The organism is Humidesulfovibrio sp. (genome assembly GCF_031082295.1).
Taxonomy (GTDB): Bacteria; Desulfobacterota; Desulfovibrionia; order Desulfovibrionales; family Desulfovibrionaceae; genus Humidesulfovibrio.
The window spans coordinates 121,228-145,031 of record NZ_JAVHLD010000001.1 but is presented as its reverse complement, the minus strand read 5'-3'; the positions used below and the strand labels follow the sequence as shown (position 1 = coordinate 145,031).

Annotated in this window: 18 protein-coding genes and 1 tRNA gene; 16 read left to right on the top strand and 3 right to left on the bottom strand. The window is 64.5% G+C overall.

The window, feature by feature from the left end; genetic code table 11:
• The first annotated feature begins 3 nt into the window (after positions 1-3).
• The 3 genes from flgL (at position 4) to fliW (ending at position 2,453) form a co-directional block, all read left to right on the top strand.
• Positions 4-1,656, top strand: coding sequence for a flagellar hook-associated protein FlgL (gene flgL / locus RDU24_RS00630; protein ID WP_308733785.1), 1,653 nt, complete (start codon positions 4-6; stop codon positions 1,654-1,656).
• 105 nt (positions 1,657-1,761) lie between these two features.
• The gene (gene csrA, locus RDU24_RS00625) at positions 1,762-2,001 is read left to right on the top strand and encodes a carbon storage regulator CsrA (protein WP_308733784.1); all 240 of its coding nucleotides are present in this window, start codon (positions 1,762-1,764) and stop codon (positions 1,999-2,001) included.
• The gene (gene fliW / locus RDU24_RS00620; protein ID WP_308733783.1) at positions 1,977-2,453 is read left to right on the top strand and encodes a flagellar assembly protein FliW; all 477 of its coding nucleotides are present in this window, start codon (positions 1,977-1,979) and stop codon (positions 2,451-2,453) included. Before csrA ends, fliW begins: the two co-directional genes overlap by 25 nt.
• A 111-nt stretch (positions 2,454-2,564) precedes the next feature.
• Here fliW and flgM read toward each other — a convergent pair whose 3' ends face one another.
• Positions 2,565-2,882 carry a flagellar biosynthesis anti-sigma factor FlgM gene (gene flgM / locus RDU24_RS00615; protein WP_308733782.1) on the bottom strand — a complete coding sequence of 106 codons (318 nt, stop codon included), beginning with the start codon at positions 2,880-2,882 and terminating at the stop codon, positions 2,565-2,567.
• A 28-nt stretch (positions 2,883-2,910) separates the two neighbouring features.
• A complete protein-coding gene (locus RDU24_RS00610; protein ID WP_308733781.1) occupies positions 2,911-3,327 on the bottom strand; it encodes a DVU0524 family FlgM-associated protein in 417 nt (138 codons plus the stop codon).
• A gap of 143 nt (positions 3,328-3,470) precedes the next feature.
• Between RDU24_RS00610 and RDU24_RS00605 the strand changes: the two genes are divergently transcribed.
• The 13 genes from RDU24_RS00605 (at position 3,471) to RDU24_RS00545 (ending at position 18,387) form a co-directional block, all read left to right on the top strand.
• Positions 3,471-4,322 (top strand): NAD(+)/NADH kinase, encoded by an 852-nt coding sequence (locus RDU24_RS00605; protein ID WP_308733780.1) that lies wholly within the window; start codon positions 3,471-3,473, stop codon positions 4,320-4,322.
• 3 nt (positions 4,323-4,325) lie between these two features.
• The gene (locus RDU24_RS00600) at positions 4,326-6,077 is read left to right on the top strand and encodes an ARMT1-like domain-containing protein (protein WP_308733779.1); all 1,752 of its coding nucleotides are present in this window, start codon (positions 4,326-4,328) and stop codon (positions 6,075-6,077) included.
• 23 nt (positions 6,078-6,100) lie between these two features.
• Positions 6,101-7,375, top strand: a complete 1,275-nt coding sequence (locus RDU24_RS00595) for an MltA domain-containing protein (protein ID WP_308733778.1) — start codon at positions 6,101-6,103, stop codon at positions 7,373-7,375.
• 14 nt (positions 7,376-7,389) lie between these two features.
• Positions 7,390-8,046 carry a DUF4254 domain-containing protein gene (locus RDU24_RS00590; RefSeq protein WP_308733777.1) on the top strand — a complete coding sequence of 219 codons (657 nt, stop codon included), beginning with the start codon at positions 7,390-7,392 and terminating at the stop codon, positions 8,044-8,046.
• A 19-nt stretch (positions 8,047-8,065) separates the two neighbouring features.
• Complete coding sequence (gene gatB / locus RDU24_RS00585) at positions 8,066-9,496, top strand: Asp-tRNA(Asn)/Glu-tRNA(Gln) amidotransferase subunit GatB (protein ID WP_308733776.1); 1,431 nt, start codon at positions 8,066-8,068, stop codon at positions 9,494-9,496.
• 44 nt (positions 9,497-9,540) lie between these two features.
• Complete coding sequence (gene mtnA, locus RDU24_RS00580) at positions 9,541-10,575, top strand: S-methyl-5-thioribose-1-phosphate isomerase (protein WP_308733775.1); 1,035 nt, start codon at positions 9,541-9,543, stop codon at positions 10,573-10,575.
• Between the two features lie 209 nt (positions 10,576-10,784).
• Positions 10,785-11,570 (top strand): sulfide-dependent adenosine diphosphate thiazole synthase, encoded by a 786-nt coding sequence (locus tag RDU24_RS00575; protein ID WP_308733774.1) that lies wholly within the window; start codon positions 10,785-10,787, stop codon positions 11,568-11,570.
• Between the two features lie 77 nt (positions 11,571-11,647).
• A complete protein-coding gene (der, locus tag RDU24_RS00570) occupies positions 11,648-13,156 on the top strand; it encodes a ribosome biogenesis GTPase Der (RefSeq protein WP_308733773.1) in 1,509 nt (502 codons plus the stop codon).
• A 73-nt stretch (positions 13,157-13,229) separates the two neighbouring features.
• Positions 13,230-13,323, top strand: a tRNA-Ser gene (locus tag RDU24_RS00565).
• Between the two features lie 321 nt (positions 13,324-13,644).
• Positions 13,645-14,349, top strand: a complete 705-nt coding sequence (locus RDU24_RS00560; protein ID WP_308733772.1) for a GntR family transcriptional regulator — start codon at positions 13,645-13,647, stop codon at positions 14,347-14,349.
• A gap of 16 nt (positions 14,350-14,365) precedes the next feature.
• Positions 14,366-15,151 carry a hydroxypyruvate isomerase gene (gene hyi, locus RDU24_RS00555; RefSeq protein ID WP_308733771.1) on the top strand — a complete coding sequence of 262 codons (786 nt, stop codon included), beginning with the start codon at positions 14,366-14,368 and terminating at the stop codon, positions 15,149-15,151.
• Positions 15,152-15,164: 13 nt separating this feature from the next.
• On the top strand, positions 15,165-16,094 hold the full coding sequence (gene garR, locus RDU24_RS00550) for a 2-hydroxy-3-oxopropionate reductase (RefSeq protein WP_374989733.1): 930 nt from the start codon (positions 15,165-15,167) through the stop codon (positions 16,092-16,094).
• A gap of 127 nt (positions 16,095-16,221) precedes the next feature.
• Positions 16,222-18,387 (top strand): malate synthase G, encoded by a 2,166-nt coding sequence (locus RDU24_RS00545; protein WP_308733769.1) that lies wholly within the window; start codon positions 16,222-16,224, stop codon positions 18,385-18,387.
• Between the two features lie 121 nt (positions 18,388-18,508).
• On the opposite strand, the gene RDU24_RS00540 is transcribed toward RDU24_RS00545, so the two are convergent.
• A complete protein-coding gene (locus RDU24_RS00540) occupies positions 18,509-23,587 on the bottom strand; it encodes a FecR domain-containing protein (protein WP_308733768.1) in 5,079 nt (1,692 codons plus the stop codon).
• Positions 23,588-23,804 lie beyond the last annotated feature (217 nt).

The following is a 23,804-nucleotide window of genomic DNA, read 5'->3' as shown; positions in this document are numbered from 1 at the left end:
GACATGTTCCGCATCTCGCAAAACCAGCTGTACACCCAGTACCTGAACGGCATGAACGGCTCGCTCAGCAGCCTTGTGGAGCTGAACCTGCAGGCGCAGACCCAGAAGCGCGTGAACAAGCCCTCGGACGATCCGACGGCCACGGCGCGCATTCTGGACCACCGCGACACCCTGCACGCCTACGAGCAGTTCAACACGAATCTCGACACCGCCAAGGGCTGGCTCGGCATGAGCGATTCCACCCTCACGCAGGTGTCCACCATCATCACCCGCGCCAAGGAGCTGGCCGAGCAGGCCGCCACCGGCACCATGTCGGCCGACAACCGTCAGCAGGTCAGCTACGAGGCGCGCCAGCTGTTCAACCAGCTGCTCGAGCTCGGCAACATGAAGTATGAGGACAAGAGCATCTACGCCGGGCACAAGACCGACACCAACGCCTTCCGCGAAGTGCTCTGGATGACCACCAACGATTCCTCGCTGACCTCGTCCAACAGCTTCAAGATCGATGGTTTCTCCAGGCAGACCACGCTGGTGCAGTTCACCGACGCCACCGGCGCGACCGCGTCCGGCGGGTCGATCAATATGAATGATGCGAATGCCCGCGTGCGCTACAGCATCGACGGCGGCCGCACCTTCCTGAACGACGGCAGCATCACCCAGGACGCCAGCGGCCACATGATCCTGACCCTGCCGCAGAGCGGGGCCTCTGTGACCTTCGACCACAATGCCCAGGTCCGCGTGACCAGCACCGCCAACACCAACGACGCCAACGGCTCCTGGCTCTGGCTGCGGCCTTCCGCCGTGTACCAGGGCGACGACGCCGACTCCATCACCGTCAGCTCCATGGGCACCGGAACCCAGTCCATCCGTGGCGTCGCCTCCGGGGCGTTTCCGGGCAACGCCCTGGTGCGCATCGACGGCGACACGACCCTGAGCGGGCCCATCAACTATTCCTACAGCATGGACAACGGGCTGTCCTGGGTCACCGGCAATACCGTGTCCGCGGACACCGTCGCCAGCAACGCCATGCTCAACGTGGCCGGTGGCGGCGTGCTCACGCTCAACTCCAACGGCTCGAACGTGCTCAACGCCGGCGCGCAGTTCCTGATCAAGCCGCACCAGGCCGCCATCACCCTGCAGGTGAACGTCAGCGAAACCGTGCGCATCAACGACGTGGGCAAGGACATTTTTGGCGGCATCTATCAGAACCCGGCCATGGTGGCGTCAAACGGCGGCGCTCGACTTTCGCTGACCAGCAGCAACGCCTCGGCGGTGTTCAACGCAAATTCGACGAACTTCATCACCAGCAACGGCGGGGTGATCACCAAGAACCTGTTCGAAACCATGGGCAACCTGGTGGCCTTTTTGGAAACCAACACCCAGACCGGCGTGCAGCAGTGCCTGGAGAGCCTGAAGGCCTCTCAGCAGCAGGTGCTGACGAGCGTCGCCAGCGTGGGCGGCCGCGAGAACAGGCTGAACATCACCTCGAACATCCTGGCCAACCTGACCCTGAACGAGAACGAGCGCTTGAGCGCCGAAGAGGACATCGACATCGGCGAGCTCATGACCAAGCTGACCCAGCAGCAGACAGTGTACCAAGCCGTGCTCAAGTCCTCGTCCATGATCATGCAGATGAATCTGATGCAGTACATATAAGGCGCGTTCCGGGCTGGACTTTCCCTCTGCGCTCGGATAGCTTGAATAAAGCTTGCGCCTGTTGGCGCGGCGTTTTGAAACGACACGTAGCAGACTCGAGGAAACATGCTCATCCTCACACGGCGGCCCGGAGAAACACTCTATCTGGGCGACAACATAAAGCTCAAGGTGCTGAGCATCCAGGGAAAGCAGATCAAGCTCGGGCTTGATGTGCCAGAAGACATGACGGTGTATAGGGAAGAAGTGTACCTCAAGATCAAAGAGCAGAACAGCCTGGCCCTTGAGGCCAGTCAGCAGGATCTGCTCGCGGCGGCGTCGTTATGGCAGGAAGAAGCAAAAAAATAAGCATCCGCACGAAGCTGGGCGAGCGGGAAGTCGCGCGTGACAGCATCATCTACTTCCCGCACGGGCTCATCGGCCTGGACGACAAGCGCGAGTTTGTCCTGATCCAGGTGCGAGAGAACTCGCCGTTCCTGCTCTTGCAGTGCGTCACTGACGCGGGCCTGGGGCTTCTCGTGGCGGACCCGTACCCCTTCCTGCCAGACTACAACGTCAAGCTCGAAGGCCCGGAGAAGAAGATCCTGCGCGTGGAGAACATCCGCCAGATCGCAGTGCTCGTCACCGTGACCATCCCCAAGGACAACCCGGAGCAGACCACCCTGAACCTCTCCGGCCCGATCATCCTGAACACCAAGGCACGCCTTGGCCTTCAGGTTCCGCAGATGGACGGCAAGCACCCCACGCATTTTCGTCTGGTGGACGCCCAGCGCGCCCAGAAGGCCGCTCCCGCCGAGTAGCCCCTTTCGTCCAGCCTCCGCACACAAAGCACAAAATTCCCCCTGGCAGCCTTCTGCCGGGGGAGCCTTCACATGCCCTTCGCGCACCGGGACATCCCGGCACGCGGCAGGCTATCTGATGAGGTTCAGGTCGTCGCGGATCAGGTTGGCGGCAGCCTTCTTGATGTCAGGCTTGTAGGTGCCGCTCTGCACCTGTTCCTTCAGGTTGCGGACCTTTTCGGCGCGTTCGTCCGGCGCCGCGTTGGCAGCGTTCATGGTCGCGCCAAGCAGCCTTGCCTCGGGTGAAAGGGCAACCTTGTCGCCGAGCTGCTGGCTCGCCGAGGCGGTGTTTTGCCGGTTCACTTCCTGGCTTTGCTGAGCCCGCTGGTTTTCCTGCAACCGCTGGGTTGCATAGGGGTCCAGCCCGCCGTAGACCTTCTTTATATCCATAAAGCCTCCCCCCCCGTCTTCAGGGGTATCAAAGCATGGTGCCGTCGACCCTGTCCAGGGTTATTTCCCAGAGCCTGCGCAGGATGCGCATCTTCTCCTCCGGGGTGATCTCCATTGGTCCCTGCTCGGTCTGGCGAAGAATCTGCACCTCGCCGCCGTCCAGGGGGTAGTCGAACAGCACCTTTTCGCCCAAATCGTGTTCCAGGTCCTCAAGCACCCCGTTGACCACCGGATTCTCCTGGCCGTTGACCAGCAGGTTTTCGATGACTTCCTGGCTGATGCGTTCCACAAGCTCCTTGCGCTTGGCTTCCCGGGAGATGGTCAGCTGGTCCTGCGCGCCCGAAAGAACAAGCGCCCTCTTGAAACGGGCGAGCCGCTTGGCGCTTGTGAGCTGCTTCCCGTAGGTGCGCAGCATCAGTCGAACGTTAACCGGGTGAACAACCATCTCATGTACTCCTAGCTTGATTCCTTTATCGTCAACTCCGGGGAAATACTTTAGGGGTAAAAACGAAAAAAGTGCATCTTTCATAAAATTTCTCGGCCCGCCTGCGTGTTGTATGTTTTCGCGGATTTGACTACTGTCGCGCCATGAACAGGCAGCTCAAGACTTTCCTCGTGATGACGCGCTCCGGCGACGCCGCGGCTTCGGCCCTGGGGCTGGAGATCGCAACCTGGCTTGAGGCCCATGGCGGACAGGCCACTTTGCACGAACATCGTTCCACCCGTGGCGCCTCTGCCTGCCAGTTGCCGGAGGGCGAATGGGACGCCGTGCTGGTCCTGGGGGGCGACGGCACTTTCATCGGCGTGGCGCGCATGGGCCTGGGGCGCGGGATGCCGCTTCTGGGGCTGAACCTCGGCCGGGTGGGCTTTCTGGCCGAGCCAGCCGACGCCTGGGCGCGCAGCCTTGAGGCCTTGATGGCCGGCGAGTACGTCTTGTCGCGTCGGGTGTGCCTGGCTTTCGATGTCGAACGCCGGGGCGAGAGCGTCTACGCCGGCCGGGCCATCAACGACCTGGTAGTCAGCCGGGGCGCGCTTGCGCGGCTCATCCGCCTGCTTGTGCTGCGCGACGGCGAGCGGGTGGGGGCCATGCGTTCCGACGGCCTCATCATCTCGACGCCCACGGGCTCCACGGCCTATGGGTTTTCCGCTGGCGGCCCGCTGGTTCATCCGGAGATGGAGGCGGTCTGCCTGACCCCGGTGTGTCCGTTCTTGAACAACTTCCGCCCGGTGGTGCTGCAGGCCACGGGCGAGATCAGCGTGGTCGTGGAGGACCAGGCGGGCGAGGTGCGCCTGTCGGTGGACGGGCAGCGCTCGTTCGCCCTGGAGTCGGGGGATGTGCTGCGCGTGCGCCGCGCCCCGGACGACCTGCTCCTGGCCGAGACGGACGGGACGTCGTATTTCGCCAAGCTGGCGAGCAAAGGCTTCTTTACCGAGAGGTGACCCTTGCCACTGAACTTCACCTTTGAGAGCGCCCTTGAGCTCAAGTACGGCGCGGACCCGGTCCTTGACGCGCTGCTTTTGCACTTCATGACCGAGAACAACCTGGAGCACTCCATCGACCCGGTGAAGAACGCTTCGCCGGAGCAGATACGCTTCATGGTGGCTCTCGCCGAGGACAGCTTCTACGCGCCCTGCGGCGACTGGATGCTGCACTTCCTACTCAAGTCGAAGCTCGGCAAGGACCTGGCCGCGGAATACGGCCAGCAGTGGCGGCTGCTGGTGCGGCTCATACGCGACCACGTGCGCGAGCCCGCCTTGCGCAAGCGCATACTGCACCTGTGCCGCCATAAGTTCCGCATGACGCTGAACGCCCCCATCCTCATTCCCTCGCGCCTGCTCAAGCGCATGCTGACCATTTTCCTGACCCAGAGCGGCCTGGACGACCCCTTCCGGACGGTCAAGCGCCAGATGAACCGGCGCGCGCGCAATTTTGTGGACAGCGATTTCTACTCGCGCCTGGTGAACGTCTGCCCGGAGGAGAGGCTGTCCTGCGCAAGCATCACCCAGCTGCGCTTCGAGCTGGACCTGCTGGAGATGGAGCGGCTGCTGATGTTCTCCACCTGCAAGCGCTTCTGGACCGAGGACAACCCGACTTCGGGGCTGGACGCGGAGGGCCTGCGCAAGACCCTTGACGCGGTCGACTTCTCCCCTCTGCGCGGCATCTTCGACCCCGCGCGCGGGCCGTTGCGCATCCTCTATCTTCCAAGGGCGAGCGGCGGCATCATCCTCGACCTCAAGGTGGTGCGCGCGCTCCTGCGGCAGGGGCACCGCGTCATCCTGGCCCTGAAGGACGGCTTCTACTTCGACAGCCCCACGGTCTGGGACCTGGAAAGCGACCCCATCCTGGCCGCGGAGTTCAAGGACGCCTTCTTCATCCAGAACAACCGCGTCACCAAGAACGAATTGTTGCAGGCCACCCGCGAGCACCAGCTTGTGGTCATCTCCGACGGCACCCGCGAGCGCTTCAACCCCTACCGCACCTCCGTCACCTTCGCCCGCGCCTGGAAGGAATCCGATCTGGTGCTGGCCAAGGGCGAGGCCTATTACCGCCGCTTCATCAACACCAGCCATGAGTTCACTCGCGATGTGCTGGTCTTCTTCACCGATTCCCAGGGCAAGTTCCGCATGTACTTCAAGCCCAAGCCGGAGAGCGTGCACAAGTTCAGCGAGGAGGCCATCCTGGCCAAGGCCGACGGCATCATCAGCCAGATGCGCAGGGCGCGCGCCGCGGGCAAGACGGTCATGTTCTACAGCGCCATCGTGGGCAGCATCCCCGGCCAGGTGAAGCTGGCCATCGAGGTGCTGAACACCTTTGTGGCGCACCTGCGTTCGCGCCTGGAGGGCACCTTCATCATCAATCCCGGCGAGTATTTTGAGGAGGGCATGGACGCCGACGACCTCATGTTCATGTGGGAACGCGTGCAGCGCAGCGGCTTCCTGAACGTCTGGCGCTTCCAGACCGACGCGGACATCGAGAAGAGCTTCGAGCTCATGGGCAAGAAGGTCCCGCCCGTTTGGGCAGGAAAGGATTCCACCTATTCCACCGGCTGCACCAAGGAGATGAGCATCGCCTTGTCGGTGCAGAAGCGCCAGCCGGAGCTGCAGATCATCGGCCCCAGCCCGGAGAAGTTCCTGCGGCGCCGGGAGTACGGGGTGGGCAAGTATTGCGACGCCTCCATCGAGCAATGCGGTTAGGGCCAGGCGGGCGGGGCAGGGCGGTGCAAAAGAATTCATCGAGCGTGATGGCCGCTTCGGCGGGCAGGGCCTTGGGCTTGAGCTTCCGCCGCGCCAGCGCCTCCCTCGTCGCCGCGGCCATTGTGCTTGTGCTCGCGGGCTGCGGCATCGGTGACTACGTCCCCTGGCCCGGCTCCACGGGCGGTGGCCGTCCGGCCCCCGCGCGGCGTCCCAGCATTCCGGCGCCGTCCTCTCCGCCCGAGTACAGGCTCTCTCCGGCCCCGGCGGAGTGGAGCGCCCTCAGGGGGGCCGAGGCCGCGCTTTTGGCCGGGCGCTTGTCCGCGTCCTCCCAGTCACTGGCCTCTTTCGCCGACCTGGACGCGCCGCTGCGCCACAGCCTGGAATACCTCTCGCGCATGAACGCGGGCGCGCCCGCCCTGGTGCAGCCCGGCGGCTCGCTCTCCTACGGCCAGCTGCGGCAGAGCGTTGAAGAGCTGCGCGCCCTGTTGCCGCGCCTGGACGCCGAACCCGGGCTGCTCTCCGAGCGCTTCGTCTGGTACGAGCTGGCGCCGGACCCGCTGCTCACAGGCTACTACTCGCCGGTCATGGAGGCGAGCCTGGAGCGTCAGCCCGGTTACGAGTATCCGCTCTATGCCCCCCCGACGGACCTTGCCGCGAGGCAGGGAGAGTACTCGCGCCGGGCGGTGGATTCGGGCCGGGTGCTGCAGGGGCGCGGGCTGGAGCTGGCCTGGCTCCGGAACCCGGCGGACGTGTTCTTGCTGCAGACCGAGGGCGGCGGCGCCCTGCGGCTGCCCGACGGCTCGCTGCGCGGGGTGCACTTCGCGGGCACAAACGGGCTGCCCTTCAAGGGGCTGGGAAAGATTCTTCTGGACGCCGGAGCCCTGCCCAAGGAGCGGCTGAATCGCGAGGACATCCGGGCCTGGTGCGCGGCCAACCCCGCCCGGGCCTTGGAGCTTATGGCCGAGAACAGGAGCTATATCTTCTTCCGCTTCACCACCGCCGCGAGCGAGGGCTCGCTCGGAAAACCGTTGACGCCGCTGGTTAGTCTGGCTACAGACCCAAGTCTCCTACCGCTTGGCGCGGTGGCGGTGCTTCAGGCTCCGCTGTCCGCAAAGGACGGGGCGGGCGCCCTGCGCGGCATCGTTTTGGCCCAGGACGTCGGCGCGGACATGCGGGGCGCAAGGATTGACCTGTACCTGGGCAGCGGCGAACGCGCCGAACGCCTGGAAGCGAATTTGCGAACGCACGCCACGCTGCACCTGCTTGTGAGCAAGAGCGCGCTGCGGGCAAGACCATGAACCAAGAGAGCTCAATGACCCATTGCACGTTTGACGACATCCGCGCCATTCTCGCGCGCGCCTTTGTGGATCAGGACCAGGCCGTCGCCCCTTGGCACCGCCAGGAGCCCGCGTTTCCTTCGGACATCAGCGCCGCCGCGGATGCCGAGGGCTTTGCCGAGCTTGTGCTGCGCCAGCACTGGGCCAACTTCTGCCTGTGGCACGTGGAGGACCGCGCGCGCCGCAAGGACGCCGGACCTGAGCTCATCGCCGACTGCAAGTACGCCATCGACAAGCTGAACCAGGAGCGCAACGACCAGATCGAGCGCCTGGACATGTTCCTGGTGCGCGCCATGGATCCGCTGCTGCCGCCCCAGGCCGAGGGAGCGCGCCCGCGCTACAACACCGAGTCCCTGGGCGTGGCCCTGGACCGCGGATCCATCCTTGCGCTCAAGATTTTCCACATGCAGGAGCAGGTGGAGCGCCAGGGCGCGGGCGACGACCTAGTGAGCGAGTGCCGCCGCAAGCTTGAGGTGCTGAAAGAGCAGCGCGCCGACCTGGAGCAGTCCGTCATGGACCTCGTGGACGACTACGCCTCAGGCCGCAAGCGCCCCAAGGTCTACTACCAGTTCAAGATGTACAATGATCCGCGCCTGAACCCGGAACTCTACAGCCGCAAGGCCGGGGCCTAGAGGCGCACGCGGAGGGCTCATGACAAGGTATGAAACCGTCATCGGCCTTGAGGTGCACGCCCAGCTCAAGACCAAGTCCAAGATCTTCTGCGCCTGCTCCACCCAGTTCGGCGCGGACCCCAACGAGAACGTTTGTCCGGTGTGCTCCGGCATGCCGGGCGTGCTGCCCGTGCTGAACCGCAAGGTGGTGGAATACGCCGCCAAGATGGGCTTGGCCATCGATTGCGAGATCAACCGCAAGAGCGTGTTCGCGCGCAAGAATTATTTCTATCCGGACCTTCCCAAGGGCTACCAGACCTCCCAGTTCGAGCTGCCCATCTGCGAGCACGGGCACGTGGACATCGTGACCGGGAAAGGCCCCAAGCGCATTGGCGTCACCCGCATCCACATGGAGGAGGACGCCGGCAAGAACATCCACTCCGCCCACGACAACGCGAGCTTTGTGGACCTGAACCGCGCCTGCGTGCCGCTTATCGAGATCGTGAGCGAGCCGGACATGCGCAGCGCCGAGGAGGCCGTGGCCTACCTCAAGGCCATCCGCAGCATCCTGGTCTACCTCGACATCTGCGACGGCAACATGGAGGAGGGCAGTTTCCGCTGCGACGCCAACGTGAGCGTCCGGCCCTTTGGGCAGGAGGCCTTTGGCACCCGCGCGGAACTCAAGAACCTCAATTCCTTCAAGCATGTGCAGAAGGCCATTGACTACGAGGTGGAGCGCCAGATCGACCTTGTGGAGGACGGCGAGGCCGTGGTGCAGGAGACCCGCCTGTACGACGCCAACAAGGGCACCACGCACTCCATGCGCGGCAAGGAGGAGGCCCACGACTACCGCTATTTCCCCTGCCCGGACCTGGTGCCCCTGGTGCTGGAGGAGGCCTGGCTGGATCAGTGGAAGTCCGAACTGCCCGAACTGCCCAAGGCGCGCGAGCAGCGCTTCATCAGCCAGTACGGCCTCTCCGCCGACGCCAGCGAAGTGCTCACCAGCGAGCGCGACATGGCGGAATACTTCGAAGCGGCCGTTGCCGCGTTCAACGAGCCCAAAAAGATCGCCAACTGGCTCATGACCGACATCCTGCGCGAACTGAACCAGACCGGCGGACGCGCTGCGGACCTGAAGCTCACCCCACAAAACCTGGCCACCCTGGTGCGCCTGGTTGAACAGGGAGCCATAAGCGCCAAGAGCGCCAAGGACATCCTGCCCGAGCTGCTGGAAACCGGCGCCGAGCCGGAGGCGCTGGTCAAGGCCAAGGGCCTGGTCCAGATCTCCGACACCTCGGCCCTGGAGGCCGACGTGGACGCCGTTCTGGCCGAGAACCCCAAGGAACTGGCCGACTATCGCGCGGGCAAGACCAAGCTCATGGGCTTCTTCGTGGGCCAGATCATGCGCCGCACCAAGGGCCAGGCCAACCCCGCCGTCGTGAACCAGCTCCTCGCCGAGAAGCTGAAGTAATCCCCCGAACATCAGCCTCCCAAACCTTTCAAGGACACCACCGCATGACCGAGCACATCCAGTACTCCCCGGAAAAGGACGCCCTCGTCCTCCTTGACCAGCGCTACCTCCCCACCCGCGAGGAATGGTACGTCTGCAAGACCGTCAATGACATTTGCGAGGCCTTGGTGGTCATGGTGGTGCGCGGCGCGCCCGCCATCGGCGTCACCGCGGCCTATGGCTGCTATCTTGCCGCCCGTGAGGTGGCAGGCGTAGCCGACTGGAAGCCCGCGCTGGCCGCCAAGCTGGAGCAGATCGCCTCGGCCCGGCCCACGGCGGTGAACCTGCGCTGGGCCGTGCGCCTCATGCAGGCCGAGTGGTCCAAGCATCCCGAGTTCAGCCTCGACGAGCTCTCGGCCTTCTGGCTGGCCAAGGCCAAGATCGTTCACGCCGAGGACATTGAGACCTGCAAGGCCATCGGCGCTTCCGGCGCTGGTCTGCTGGCCGACGGCGACACGGTCATGACCCACTGCAACGCGGGCGCGCTGGCCACGGCGGGCTACGGCACGGCGCTGGCGCCCATCCGCGCGGCTGTTGCGCAGGGCAAGAAGATCACTGTCATCGCCAACGAGACCCGCCCCTTCCTGCAGGGTGCGCGGCTGACGGCCTACGAGCTGCACAAGGACGGCATCCCGGTGAAGGTCGCCTGCGACAACGCCTGCGCGCTCCTGATGCAGCGCGGGCTGGTGCAGAAGGTCATCGTCGGCGCGGACCGCATCGCCGCCAACGGCGACGCGGCCAACAAGATCGGCACCTTCGGCGTGGCGCTCCTGGCCAAGGAGTTCGGCATTCCGTTTTACGTGGCCGCCCCGGTGTCCACCATCGACCCCGAGACCGCCGACGGCTCGCTGATCCCCATCGAGGACCGCACCCCGCGCGAGGTGACCCACGTGGGCAGCACCCAGATCACGCCGGACGGCGTGGGCGTGTTCAACTACGCCTTCGATGTGACCCCGAACCGGCTCATTCATGGCATCATCACCGAGCGCGGGGTTTTGACCGCTCCGTACACGGAGGCCATCGCAAAGCTCTTTAAATAGTTCCGTTTTAGGAACAAGCCGTCCTGCGGGAGCTCGGAAAAACCGGGCTGAGAGGACCCCTTGCCATTGGCTGTGGGGTTGACCGTTGAACCTGTCCGGGTAATGCCGACGAAGGGAAACTGCAACACAACGAGGTGCCGTCCCTTCTTGGGACGGCTTTTCGTTTGAGGCGAGTTTATGGAAAACCGCTAACGTTGCAGGAGGATGAGATGATCATTGACGAAAGGATCGTGACCGAGGCCATTGCCAGCGCCTACTTTGAGAAGTTCAAGAACTGCCTGGACCTCGACGTGGCCATCGTGGGTGGCGGGCCTTCCGGCCTGACCGCCGCCTGGAAGCTGGCGAAGGCGGGCCGCAAGGTCGCCCTTTTCGAGCGCAAGCTCTCGGTGGGCGGCGGCATGTGGGGCGGCGGCATGACCTGGAACTACATCGTGGTGCAGGAGGAGGCCAAGGGCATTCTGGAGGAAGCTGGCTGCGCCATGAGCGAGTACAAGCCCGGCTACTTCCTGGCCGACTCCGTGGCGGCCACCGCCGCGCTGGCCTACCAGGCCACCAAGGCCGGCGCCAACGTGTTCAACTGCATGAGCGTGGAAGACGTCGTGCTGCGCGAGGTGGACGGCGTCAAGCGCGTCATGGGCCTGGTGGTGAACTCAAGCCCTGTGGAGATTGCGCGGTTGCATGTCGACCCGCTTGTGCTTCACTGCAAACATGCCATAGAATGCACAGGACACGATGTGGAAATGCTGAAGACCCTGGTGCGCAAGAACGGTGTGAAGCTGAACACGCCGTCCGGCGGCATCGAGGGCGAGCAGTCCATGTGGGCTGACGTTGCCGAGGCCAACACCGTGCGCCACACCCGCGAGGTGTTCCCCGGCGTTTGGGTGGCCGGCATGGCCGCCAACGCCACCTACGGCTCCTACCGCATGGGGCCGATTTTCGGCGGCATGCTCCTCTCCGGCGTCAAGGTCGCGGAGGACATTCTCGCCCGTTTATAACCCTGTAGAGAGATAAAACACGCCTGGTCGGCTCCCATGATCCCTTAAGGGGGTCGGCCAGGCATCTGGAAAACGACATGTTGCCCATCATCGCACTCCTAGGCCGCCCCAACGTTGGCAAGAGCAGTCTGTTCAATCGCCTGATCCGCAAGAACCAGGCCATCACCCATGACATGCCCGGCGTCACCCGCGACCGCATCTACGGCGAGATGGACGAGGACGGTGTGCGCCTTGCGGTGGTCGACACCGGCGGCATGCTGCCGGACTCTCTCGATGACGACAACTACGGCATCGACAAGAGCGTCTTCGAGCAGGCTACCGAGGCCATGGAAGAAGCTGACGTGCTGCTCTTCGTGGTGGACGGGCGCGAGGGCATCACCGGGCTTGACGAAGCCGTGAGCGAGAAGGTTCGCGCCTCGGGCAAGCCCATCCTGCTTGTGGTCAACAAGATCGACGGGCCGGAGCAGGAGGCCAAGGCCACTGCCGACTTTCACTCCCTTGGGCTTGAGATCGCGCCGGTTTCCGCGGCCCACGGCTTCGGCCTGAACACCCTGCGCGCGCGCATCGCCGAGCTGGCGCAGCCGTTCATCGAGCAGGCGGCGGATGACGAAGACGCGCCTGAGCGCGGGCTCAAGATCTGCATGCTCGGCCGCCCCAACGCGGGCAAGTCGTCCATGGTCAACGCCCTTGTGGGCCAGGGCCGCCAGATCGTCAGCGAAGTGGCGGGCACCACGCGCGACTCCGTGCAGATCACCTACGACATCGGCGGCAAGCGCTACGTCTTTGTGGATACCGCCGGGGTGCGCCGCAAGGCCAACATCCAGGATCACCTGGAGAAACTCTCCGTATACCGTGCGCTCACCAGCAGCAAGCGCGCCGACGTGACCATCCTCGTGCTCGACGCCATGGAGGGACTCTCCCGCCAGGACAAGCGGCTCATCGACTACCTGGCGCTCCAGCGCACTCCGTTCTTCGTGGCCGTGAACAAGATCGACCTGGTGCCGAAAGAGCACCTGAAGGCCCTGCGCGAGACCTACGAGAACGCCTTGCGCATCGCCCCGTACGTGCCCACGCTGTATGTCTCGGCCCTGACGGGCTCGAACCTGCAGAAGGTCCTGCCCCTGGCCGAGGACATCCGCGCCGAATGCACCATCCGCATCGGCACGGGCCAGCTCAACCGGGCCATGACCGAGGCCACCACAAGGCACATGCCCCCGGTCATCAACCGCCGCCGCGCCAAGTTCTTCTACATGACCCAGGCCGACGACACGCCGCCCACCTTCGTGTTCTTCGTCAACGACGCGGAGCTGGTGAAGCCTGCCTACGCACGCTACCTGGAGAGCCAGCTGCGCAAGCTCCTGGGCATCCGCATGGCGCCGTTGCAGGCCGTGTTCCGCTCCAGCCACGAGAAGAAGGAGCCCGAGCGCGTGCTCAAGACCCGCGCCCCCAGGCTGGGCAAGTCGCGCAAGGCCATGGACGCCAAGACCGCCCAAGGCAAGAAGCACTGGGTCGACACGCCCTCCAAGCCCGGCGACAAGCCCGGCGCGAAGTCTGGCAAGGCCTCCGCATCGCGCAAGAAAGGCTGAAGCGTAAACACCTTGACAGCAGAGGCCGCCAGGGGGTAGAGGGTTCATCCGCGCCAATATGGCGCGCTCTCAAGGAGAGGTGGCCGAGTCGGCCGAAGGCGCTCGCCTGCTAAGCGGGTATGGGCCTTAAAAGCCCATCGAGGGTTCAAATCCCTCCCTCTCCGCCAGAACGGTACTTCCCGGTCCCAGCAATGGGGCCGGGATTTTTCGTTTCCGCGACCCGCTCCGCCCGTTACTTCCTTTTCGTGCGAGCGACGTTGCGCTGTGCAGGGAAGGCATGGTTACTCTCTTCGAAGCCCCCGCGTAAGGATTGTCAGCAGCGTCATTGTTCGAGTGAGTAGGCCGATGCCATGTCTCATTGAATGGTCATGACGCGCGAGTGTTTAGGGCGAAAGCATTCCTTATTTCATTGTAATAACATGTTTAAATGCAATCATGATTATGATGTGGATTTTGAATTCAAAATTCATTACAGTCTGGACATGAACATGAGCAACACCTCCAAAGCGAAGTTGGCGCAGGCAAGCGCGGACATGATCCAGCACAGCAACCTCGACGACAAGGTCTGCCTGCGCATCCGGGACATGATCGCCAAGGGCACGCTCATGCCGGGCCAGCGCGTCATTCAGGAAGACCTGGCCGAAATGCTGGGCATCAGTCGCACGCCGCTGGTCAACGCCCTCAAGCGCTTGGCGCAGGAAGGTCTGCTCGAATGGGTGCCCAGAAGGGGCATCTATGTGCGGTCCCTTGATCCAGAAGAGCTCGTTCACTTGTACGAATTGCGCGAGCGACTTGAACCCATGGCGGCGGAGCTGGCGGCTTCTCGCATCGATCCGAACGAGGCGGCCCAAATGCGCACCAAGTGGCTGGCCATGAGCGATCTGGCGGACACCCCGGAAGCCCACGCGCAGTTCATCGAGATGGACCGGCGCTTCCACTGGCGGCTGGCCGAACTGGGGGCAAACCCCTACCTCCAGGCCGCCCTGGCCCCGGTCAACATGCTGGCATCCTTGTATCTTCAAGGCAATCCACGGCCCTGGGAAGAGACTGTGCCCGATCATCTGGCGATAATCGAAGCGTTGTCCCGCAACGATCCGGTCGAAAGCGGCGCGGCCATGCGTCGTCACATCTCGAATTCGCTTGAAATGTTGCGAGTTGAAGCCGGGCAGCACCGCTTGGCGCCATCCAAATAATGCGAAGAGGTTTGCCATGCCGAAATTCTCAGCCAACCTGAGCATGCTCTTTACGGAGCTGCCGTTTTTGGAGCGCTTCGCCGCTGCCAGGGAGGCGGGCTTCTCCGCCGTTGAGTATCTCTTTCCCTACGACTACGACGCGGCGACGCTGAAGAGCCTGCTCGATGAGAACGGGCTGGAGCAGGTGCTCTGCAACCTGCCCGCAGGCGACTGGGCCGCTGGTGACCGGGGCATCGCCTGCGATCCAGCCCGCGTGGGCGAGTTCAAGGCGGGTGTGGCCAAGGCCATCGCCTACGCAAAGAAGCTGAACATCCCCCGCCTGAACTGCCTTGCGGGCAAGCGCCCCGAGAACGTGCGGGAGAAGGACGCCTGGGACACGCTCAAGAGCAATCTGGGCTATGCGGCGGGTGAGCTTGCGCGGGCGAACCGCGTCTTGTTGGTGGAGTTCATCAACCTTTACGACATCCCGGGTTTCTTCCTGCACGGGACCAGGCAGACCTTGCGGCTCCTCGACACCATCGGCGCTCCGAATATTGCGATGCAGTACGACGTGTACCACGCCCAGCGCAGCGAAGGCGAACTGGTGGCCACCCTGCGGACAAACATCTCGCGCATCGGGCATATCCAGATTGCCGACAACCCGGGACGCCACCAGCCGGGAACCGGCGAGATCAACTTCCCGTTCGTGTTCAGCGAAATCGACCGCCTGGGCTATCAGGGGCACATCGGCCTGGAATACGTGCCGACCCCGGACACCCGCGCCTCCCTGGCCTGGATGGGGCAGTTCGGGCTGAAGCCCTAGCGCCACGGAAAGAATGGCTCCCACAGCATCAGCACAACGGGAAAAGGAGAACGCAATGAAGCGCATCGGATTCATCGGGCTCGGCGTCATGGGCAAGCCCATGTGCATCAATCTTCTCAAGACCGGATTCGAGCTGACCGTCATGAGCCGCTCGGCGGCCAATGTCGCCCCCATCGTCGCCGCCGGGGCCAAGGCCGCGGACTCGCCCAAGGCCGTGGCGGAGCAGGCGGACATGGTCATCACCATGCTGCCGAATTCGCCGGAAGTGCGCTCGGTGGTTCTGGGCGAAAATGGTGTGGCCGAGGGCGGCAGGCCGGGGCTCCTCTACGCAGACATGAGCTCCATCGCTCCGCTGGCGAGCAGGGAAATCGCCACGGAACTGGCCGCCAAAGGCATTCGCATGCTGGACGCCCCGGTCAGCGGCGGAGAGCCCAAGGCCATTGACGGCACCCTCTCCGTGATGGTGGGCGGCGCCCAAGGCGACTTTGACGACTGCCTGCCCGTGTTCAAGGCCATGGCGGCCTCTGTGGTGCGCGTGGGCGAGATCGGCGCCGGAAATGTCGCCAAGCTGGCCAACCAGGTCGTTGTGGCCCTCAATATCTGCGCAGTCTCCGAGGCCCTGGTGCTGGCAACCAAGGCAGGCGTCGAGCCGGACCTCGTCTACCAGGCCATACGGGGCGGGCTGGCCGGCAGCACTGTTCTCGATGCCAAGGCGCCGTTGATCATGGACGGCAAATTCACGCCGGGCTTCCGCATCAACCTGCACGCAAAGGACTTGGCCAATGTGCTTGAGACCTCGCATGAGCTTAACGTGAGCCTGCCGCTCACGGCTCAAGTGATGGAGATCATGCAGGCCCTCAAGGCTGATGGCTTGGGCGACGCCGACCACGGCGCGCTGGTCCGCCACTGGGAGAAGCTGGCCAAGGTCGAGGTCAGGCGCTAGGTCACTCGGTCAAGGCTTGCAGGTGGGAAAGCGAAGGGGATAAGAACTTAGCTCGAACATACGCCAGCCGTGCCCCCTCTTTTACCTCAAGTGTTTCATGTCGCGGCAGAACGGAAAGGAGAATCCCATGAGCGAACGCGTCAAGAGCGGCACCCTGTCCGTGGACAAGGCGCTTTACGACTTCATCGAGGGCGAGGCGGCCCCGGGCACCGGCCTGGCTCCCGCAGTCTTCTGGACCGCCCTGGAGTCCCTCGTGGCCGATCTGGGGCCGAGGAACGCCGCCTTGCTGGCTCGGCGTCAGGACTTTCAGGACGACATCGACGCCTGGTGGCTTGAGCGTTCGGGCAAACCGCAGGATCCGACGGCCACCCGCGAGTACCTCACAAGCATCGGGTACCTGCTGCCGGAAGGCCCGGACTTTTCCATCACCACCGACAATGTCGACCCGGAGATCGCGCTGGTGGCCGGGCCGCAGCTGGTGGTGCCCCTGACCAACGCCCGCTACGCCCTGAACGCGGCCAATGCCCGCTGGGGCAGCCTCTATGACGCGCTCTACGGCAGCAATGTGCTGCCCGAGACCGACGGGGCGGAGCGCGGCCGGGGCTACAACCCGGTGCGCGGGGCCAAGGTCGTGGCCTATGCCGCCGCCTTTCTGGACCAGGCCGCTCCGTTGGCCAGCGGAAGTCACGCCCAGGCCAAGCGTTATTTTCTGAAGGGCAGCTCGCTGGTTGTCGAGCTGACGGACGGAACCTCCACCGGGCTGAAGGATCCCGCGCAGTTCGCAGGCTCCACTGGCTCGCCCGAGCTTTCCGCTGTGCTGCTCAAGAACCACGGCCTGCATCTGGAAATCGCCATCGACCGCGCTCACCCCATCGGCAAGGAGCACCCGGCCGGGGTCAAGGATCTGATCCTTGAGGCGGCGCTCACCACCATCCAGGACTGTGAGGACTCGGTGGCGACAGTGGACGCCGAGGACAAGGCTCTCGCCTACCGCAACTGGCTGGGGCTCATGAAGGGCGACCTCACCGAGACCTTTGAAAAGGGCGGCAAGCAGCTTACCCGTCGCCTGGCCGCAGACCGCGCCTACACCGCCCCGGACGGCAAGCCGCTCGTCCTGCCGGGGCGCAGCCTGCTGTTCATCCGCAACGTGGGCCTGCTCATGACCACGGACGCTGTGCTGGACGCCCAGGGCCGCGAGATCCCCGAGGGCATGCTCGACGCCCTGGCCACGGGCTTTATTGGTCTGCACGAGTTGAAAGGCGCGAATAAATCCGCCAACAGCCGCGCGGGCAGCATCTACATCGTCAAGCCCAAGATGCACGGGCCGGAGGAAGTGGCTTTCAGCTGCGAACTGTTCGGCCGCGTGGAGGATGCCCTCGGCCTTGCCAGGAACACCATCAAGATCGGCATCATGGACGAGGAGCGCCGGACCACGGTGAACCTGAAGGAGTGCATCCGCGCGGCGAGCGAGCGCGTGGTCTTCATCAACACCGGCTTCCTGGACCGCACCGGCGACGAGATCCACACCAACATGGAGGCAGGGTCCATGGTGCGTAAGAACGCCATGAAGGCCGAGCCCTGGATCGCGGCTTATGAGGACTGGAACGTGGAGGTGGGGCTGGCCTGCGGCCTCTCGGGCAAGGCCCAGATCGGCAAGGGCATGTGGGCTAAGCCGGACTGCCTGGCCGAGATGGTGGAGGTCAAGGGCGGCCACCCACTGGCCGGAGCCAACTGCGCCTGGGTGCCATCGCCCACGGCGGCAACGCTGCACGCCATGCACTACCACCAGGTGGACGTGTTCGCGCGGCAGAGGGAGCTGGCGGGCCAGCGCAAGGCCCGGTTGGAGGACCTGCTCACCGTGGGCCTGCTCAAGAACCGCCCGGCGGACGCGGACATCCAGCAGGAATTGGACAACAACATCCAGAGCATCCTGGGTTACGTGGTGCGCTGGGTGGACGCCGGGATAGGCTGCTCCAAGGTGCCGGACATCACCGACGTGGGGCTCATGGAGGATCGGGCGACGTTGCGCATCTCAAGCCAGCACATCGCCAACTGGCTGTGCCATGGGCTTGTGGGCAGTGAGCAGGTGCTGGAGACGCTGAAGCGCATGGCCGCCGTGGTGGACCGGCAGAACGCGGGTGACGCAGACTACCGGCCCATGGCCCCGGCGTTCGACCAGAGCCTTGCCTTTGCCGCGGCGAAGGACCTGATCTTCCTGGGCCGTGTCCAGCCGAGCGGCTACACGGAGCCCATTCTGCACGCCTACCGGCGCAAGGCGAAAGCCAGGGGGTAGCCCCGGCCTGGCATGCCCGTTCAAGCAGATGATCCCGGCTCTCGTGTGAGGGTCGGGATCATCCGTTTCAGATCGTGCGTGTTGCATGCCGGGTGCAGCAACCTTCGTCTGTGTCTCAAGTCTAAAACACGCCGTTGTCCAGCTGCTGCGCGCCGATCACGCTGATGTTGCCCGCGTTGACGTTGTCGACGTTCTGCGCGATGAGCGTGGCGCCACCGGCATCAACGCCGTTGCTGTCGTAGTACAGCGAGGTGCCCGCGACATACAGGGCGGCGGTGGTTCCGACGACATCCTCCTGGCTGTCGAAGAAGCGCGCCTGCGCGGCATCCGTGTCGAACCAATCGAAGTCGCCGCCAGCCCTTGTACTCAAGAAGGCGATGGTGTCATCTCCCGCGTTGAAGTCGGTGATGGTGTCGCCGCCATCGGCCACATGCTGGTAGATGAAGATGTCATCGCCGCGGCCGCCGCTGAGACGGTCGGCTCCGCTGCCGCCGGTCAGGGTGTCGCTGCCAGCGCCGCCAGCGAGAGTGTCGTTGCCCGCGCCACCGATGATGTTGAAGGAGTAGTCGGAGGACACGTGCGAGGCGTTGAAGGTGAGGCCGGTGCTGAGGGCCGAGCCATCGATGGTGAGGTTGTCAATGCCGCTGAACAGGGATTCCGCGGTGGACGAGGTGACGGAGATGTTGAGGGCCGAACCGAACAGTTCGATGGTCTCAATCCCGCTGACCCCGTTCAGGTTGGTGGGGTTCTGGTTGATGTCGGTCAGCTGCAGCACGTCCGAACCATCGCCGCCTTCGACATTGTCAGTGCCGGTCAGGTTCGCGCCGAAGCGGAAGGTGTCGTCCTGGGCGGAGCCGGTGATGCTGTCCCGGCCGGTCCCTGCCGTGAAGTCCAGGGCGCCGTTCAGGGCCGAAGCGTCAAGGCTCAGGTCCTGGGTCAGCAGGCTGGCGTCGACGGTCAGGGTGTCGGCGTCGCCCAGGATGTTCTCGGGCAGGATCAGGCTGATGGCTGCGGTGGGGTTCTCAAGGACCACCGTTTCGATGTTTGTGACGTTGTCCATGGCGCCGGGTGTGCCGACGGCGGGTGCAAAGGTCAGGGTGTCGATGCCTGCGCCGCCGTCCAGGTGGTCGGCGCTGGTGAGATACACGCCCATGTTGAAGGTGTCGTCGCCGTCGGTGCCGATGAAGGTGTCTGCGCCAGCGGTTCCGGTGAAGGTTGTGCCTCCGCCGCTCTCGCCATCGCTGACGATCTGGCTGTTGGCGTCGATGACGATGAGGTCAGTCGCGCTCAGCGCGTTGATGCCGGTGGCGATGGCGGTACCCAGGTCGCCGTCGAGGGTGCCGTCGGAGTCGTACATGAGGGTGTGGCTGTCGGTGTCCAGGTACCAGCTGGCGGCCTCCCCGGCGGACGCGTTGAAGTCATCCAGGGTGGCGAAGAAGTGTTCCTGCGCGTCCTCGGTGTTTTCGTACCCGAAATCGCCGCCTGCCGACGTGGCGAAGAAGGCCAGCTTGTCAACGCCGCTGGTGAAGTCGGTGATGGCGTCGGCCGCCTCGGACACGGTCCGGAAGGCGAAGTAGTCTGCGCTGTCGCCGCCGGTCAGGTTGTCAGCGCCTGCGCCGCCAAAGAGGATGTCGTCGCCTGCGCCGCCCGTGAGGACGTCGTTGCCCGCGCCGCCGTCGATGGAGTCGTTGCCTACGCCGCCCTGGATGGAGTCGTTGCCAAGCCCGCCCTGGATGGAGTCGTTGCCCAGGCCGCCGTCGATGGCGTTGGCTGCCGCGTCGCCGGTCAGGGTGTCGCTGTAGCCGCTGCCCAGGATGCCCTCAAAGCCCGAGAAGGTGTCGGTTCCATCGCCGCCGCTGGAAACGCCGTCGGCAAGGCTGGCCGTGATGGCCGAGGCCGCGTGCGCGAAGGACACGGTGTCGAAGCCGTCTCCGCCGGTCAGGACGTCGCTGCCGCCGCCGCCCTCGACGGTGTCATCGCCGTCACCGCCGTCGAGGGTGTCGTCGCCCGTGCCACCCAGGATGTAGTCGTTGCCATCACCGCCGCTGATGTGGTCTGCTCCGGCCCCGCCCTCGATGGTGTCGCCGCCGCCAAGGCCGAAGATCTCGGCCCCGCTGGTCCAGCCGGTCAGCTGGATGCTGTCGTCACCGGCACCGGCCTTGATGGCCTCGATGCCGCTGAATTCCGCACTGTAGGAGGTGTCCTGGCTGTCCACGTACGAGACGGTGCCCGCGCCGTCCTCATCGCCGACGAGCTGCAACGGCTCATCCACGGCCAGGAAGGAGTAGTCCAGGGTGTCCGTGCCGCCGCCGCCCTCGATGCTGTCATTGCCGAGGCCGGGGTTGAGGCTGTCGTCACCGTCGCCGCCGTACAGAGAGTCGTTGCCGCTGCCGCCGATGAGGGTGTCATTGCCGGCCAGGCCGTTCAGGACGATGGAGTCACCTTCATCGCCCCAACCCGTGCTGAGCGTCAGGAAGCTGGCATCCAGCGTGTCCGCGCCCTCGGTGCCGTTGAGGGTTAGGGTCTCCGCAGATTGGTCACTGCCGACGAGGAGCACCTGATTACCTGCATCGACGAGGCTGCTCGCCAGGCTGAGGACGCTGCCGGGCATGGTGACGTTGGCCCAGGGCGAGAGCTCGAGGGTGAGATTGCCGGACAGCTCGCCCGTCGTGATGCCGCTGAAGTCGACCGAGGAGAGGTCCATGCTCCCGGTGGTCTTGATGATGGTGTCGCCGCCGGTGTCGTTGACGATTTCCACGCCGGTGACATCGCCCGGGTTGAAGACGAAGGTGTCGTTGCCCAGGCCGCCGTAGAAGGCGTCGTTGCCCTCGCCGCCGGTGAGGCTGTCGTCGCCCGCGCCGCCGATGATGGTGTCATGGCCGCCACCGCCAAGGATGGTGTCCGCGCCATCGCCGCCCGTGATGTCGAGGTTGAGGTACAGGTACTGGTGCCCCACGCCGCTGGCGTCGAAGGTCAGGGTGTGGCTGGCGTCCAAGGCGGAGGCGTCGACATGCAGCCCGGCGGACGGGAACAGGGCGGCGTCTACCCGCTCATAGACGTTGGAGTCGGTGTTGTCGAAAATGATGTTGGCGACGTCGGCCACGTTGGCGAGCTGGTTCCCGACCTCGCTGCTGTCGGTGTAGTGCAGGGTGTCGGCGCCGCCGCCGCCGGTGATGGTGTCGCCGTTCAGGTTCTGCCCGTAGCGGAAGGTGTCGTCCTGCTCCGTGCCGGTGATGGCGTCGCTGCCCGAACCGGCTGTGAAGTCGATGCCCGCTGCAAGGGCGCTGGCGTCCAGCGTTAGGCCGTGGGTCAGGGCGCTGGCGTCAAAGCCAAGGGTGGAGCCGCTGGCGAGGTCGGTGGGCAGGGTCAGGCTCACGTTGGTGGTGGGGTCGTCGAGCACCACCGCGCCCGCGTTGACGACATTCTCAAGCGGCGTGGGGTCGTCGCTGTTCGGCATGAACTCGACGGTGCCGCCCTTGGCGTCGATGTGCACCGAGCTGTTCATGTTCACGCCCATGATGAACCAGTCGTCAGAGTTGCTGCCGGTGATGTTCAGGATGTCTTCGCCAAGGTTCCAGTCGAGGAACTGGATGCCGGAGAAGTCATAGTGCCAGTAGCCATAGCCCGGGGCGATGTAGGGGTGGACGTTGATGGTCTCGGTGGTGCCGCTTTCGGCGTGGCCGTAGATGTGCTCCACAAGGGCGTGCCCGGGCATGCGGGCATCGCCGTCGATCTGGTTGGCGTTGAAGGCCGCCGTGGTTCCGGCCCCAAGGGAGACGGTCTGGATGTTGGTGATGCTCGGGGAGCTGGTGAAGTCGATATTCCCCGCGAGGACGAGGCTGTTGTTTTCCCCGTCGCCGCCGTCGATGCTGCCGGTGACTACCGTCGGCGTGCTGCCGCTGGGCGCGGCGTAGATCATGGTGTCGTCGCCCGCGCCGCCGGTAATGGACACGCTCATGGCAGCCACGGGCACGGAGACGGTATCGCCGAAGTTGCTCAGCATCAGCGTCGAAATGCCGATGGGCACGATGATGGACTGCGGCGAGGCGCTGGCGGAATAGTCCAGGGTGGGGAGCACCGAGGGCAAGGGCGTGGTGACCAGGGTGTCATTGAGGGTCGTGGTCGTCGACACGGCGGAGAGGAAGGACTCCGCAACGCCCTGGGAATACAAAAGCGCCGTGCTTTGGCTGATGTTGCCGGAGTTCATCTCCTGACCGGAAGCACGTGCGAGGTCGCTCAGGGTGAAGACCTGGCCTTCGGAGAGGATGAGATGGGTTCCCTTCAATCCTTGCTGGGCCTGCTGTGCGGCCATGTCGGCGGCCGCCTGGGCCAAGGCCTGGGCCTGGAGCGCGGCGGCGGCTTCTGCGGCGGCCTTCACGGCTGCCTCGGCAGCGGCCTTGGCTTCCAGCGCGGCCTTGGCGGCCAGTTCGGCGGCTGCTTCGGCAGCGGCCTTGGCGGCAGGGTCGCCGGAGTTGGCTGCCTCGGCCGCGGCCTTGGCGGCCGCCTCGGCAGCGGCCTTGGCGTTGGCTTGCGCAGCCGTTGCAGCGGCCTGGGCGTCATTGGACTGGCTCTGAACGGCATTCTGTCCCGTGGTGATGGTATCCGTGGGGACGCCCTGTTGCAGGCCTGCTTCCGTAAGAGCTTGGAAGTACTTGTATTCTTGAGGAGTCATGAGCAGGACGGGGCCGACTCCGCTCGCCGAGACCTCGACCTTCATGCCGGACTGGCTGATGACCTGGAACGCACCGCCTCCCAAAGGCTGCACAACGACGGGCTTGCCGTCGAAGACCATGACCAGGTGGTTCTCCTGGCCCTGGCCCTGCGGCGGGATGGAGTGCGCGGTTTCGGTGCCGCGGATGCCGATCGTGGCAAGCGGGCTTTGAATCTTGAAGCTCTCGGGGCTGTGCTTGACGATTTCGCCGGTGACCGCACGGAATGTTCCCTGAGCCATCTTGAACAGCGCATGCCCGGTGCCCTTCCCGGCATCAAAGACATACTGGTCAAGGTTGACCTTAGAGCCCTCGCCGACATTCAGGACGGTGTTGTCCTGAAACTGGATGGACCCTGCAGAGCCCTTGGCCGTGACCACCGTGTCGCCCTTGAACACAGGGCTTCCCTGATGCAGGCCGCGGCTTCCCTCGGCCCCGGTGGCGGTCATATGCCCTTGAACGACCTTTGCGATGCCGATCTCTTGAGCCATCTCGCAACCTCCTCACATGCTTGGCACATGGGGGTAAGGCGGGGGGCGAAGATCAGAGCGTGCGGTGCGAGGGAGCGAGGAGTGGGGCGAGTGGAGCGGCGAAGAGATTCAGGTCGAGGACGAGCGTGAGGACCCACCTGGTGAAACTAGCAATAAATTCAGGGACAGCCATATTGTTGTTTCTAGGCGCCTGTCCTATTGTTAAAAGTAACTAAAA

Coding starts and splice junctions, on each gene's coding strand:
- gatB (WP_308733776.1), top strand. CDS start 8,066: ATGACAAGGTATGAAACCGTCATCGGCCTTGAGGTGCACGCCCAGCTC.
- flgL (WP_308733785.1), top strand. CDS start 4: ATGTTCCGCATCTCGCAAAACCAGCTGTACACCCAGTACCTGAACGGC.
- RDU24_RS00605 (WP_308733780.1), top strand. CDS start 3,471: ATGAACAGGCAGCTCAAGACTTTCCTCGTGATGACGCGCTCCGGCGAC.
- RDU24_RS00560 (WP_308733772.1), top strand. CDS start 13,645: ATGAGCAACACCTCCAAAGCGAAGTTGGCGCAGGCAAGCGCGGACATG.
- RDU24_RS00590 (WP_308733777.1), top strand. CDS start 7,390: ATGACCCATTGCACGTTTGACGACATCCGCGCCATTCTCGCGCGCGCC.
- csrA (WP_308733784.1), top strand. CDS start 1,762: ATGCTCATCCTCACACGGCGGCCCGGAGAAACACTCTATCTGGGCGAC.
- mtnA (WP_308733775.1), top strand. CDS start 9,541: ATGACCGAGCACATCCAGTACTCCCCGGAAAAGGACGCCCTCGTCCTC.
- flgM (WP_308733782.1), bottom strand. CDS start 2,882: ATGGATATAAAGAAGGTCTACGGCGGGCTGGACCCCTATGCAACCCAG.
- garR (WP_374989733.1), top strand. CDS start 15,165: ATGGCTCCCACAGCATCAGCACAACGGGAAAAGGAGAACGCAATGAAG.
- fliW (WP_308733783.1), top strand. CDS start 1,977: ATGGCAGGAAGAAGCAAAAAAATAAGCATCCGCACGAAGCTGGGCGAG.
- hyi (WP_308733771.1), top strand. CDS start 14,366: ATGCCGAAATTCTCAGCCAACCTGAGCATGCTCTTTACGGAGCTGCCG.
- RDU24_RS00540 (WP_308733768.1), bottom strand. CDS start 23,587: ATGGCTCAAGAGATCGGCATCGCAAAGGTCGTTCAAGGGCATATGACC.
- RDU24_RS00610 (WP_308733781.1), bottom strand. CDS start 3,327: ATGGTTGTTCACCCGGTTAACGTTCGACTGATGCTGCGCACCTACGGG.
- RDU24_RS00575 (WP_308733774.1), top strand. CDS start 10,785: ATGATCATTGACGAAAGGATCGTGACCGAGGCCATTGCCAGCGCCTAC.
- der (WP_308733773.1), top strand. CDS start 11,648: ATGTTGCCCATCATCGCACTCCTAGGCCGCCCCAACGTTGGCAAGAGC.
- RDU24_RS00545 (WP_308733769.1), top strand. CDS start 16,222: ATGAGCGAACGCGTCAAGAGCGGCACCCTGTCCGTGGACAAGGCGCTT.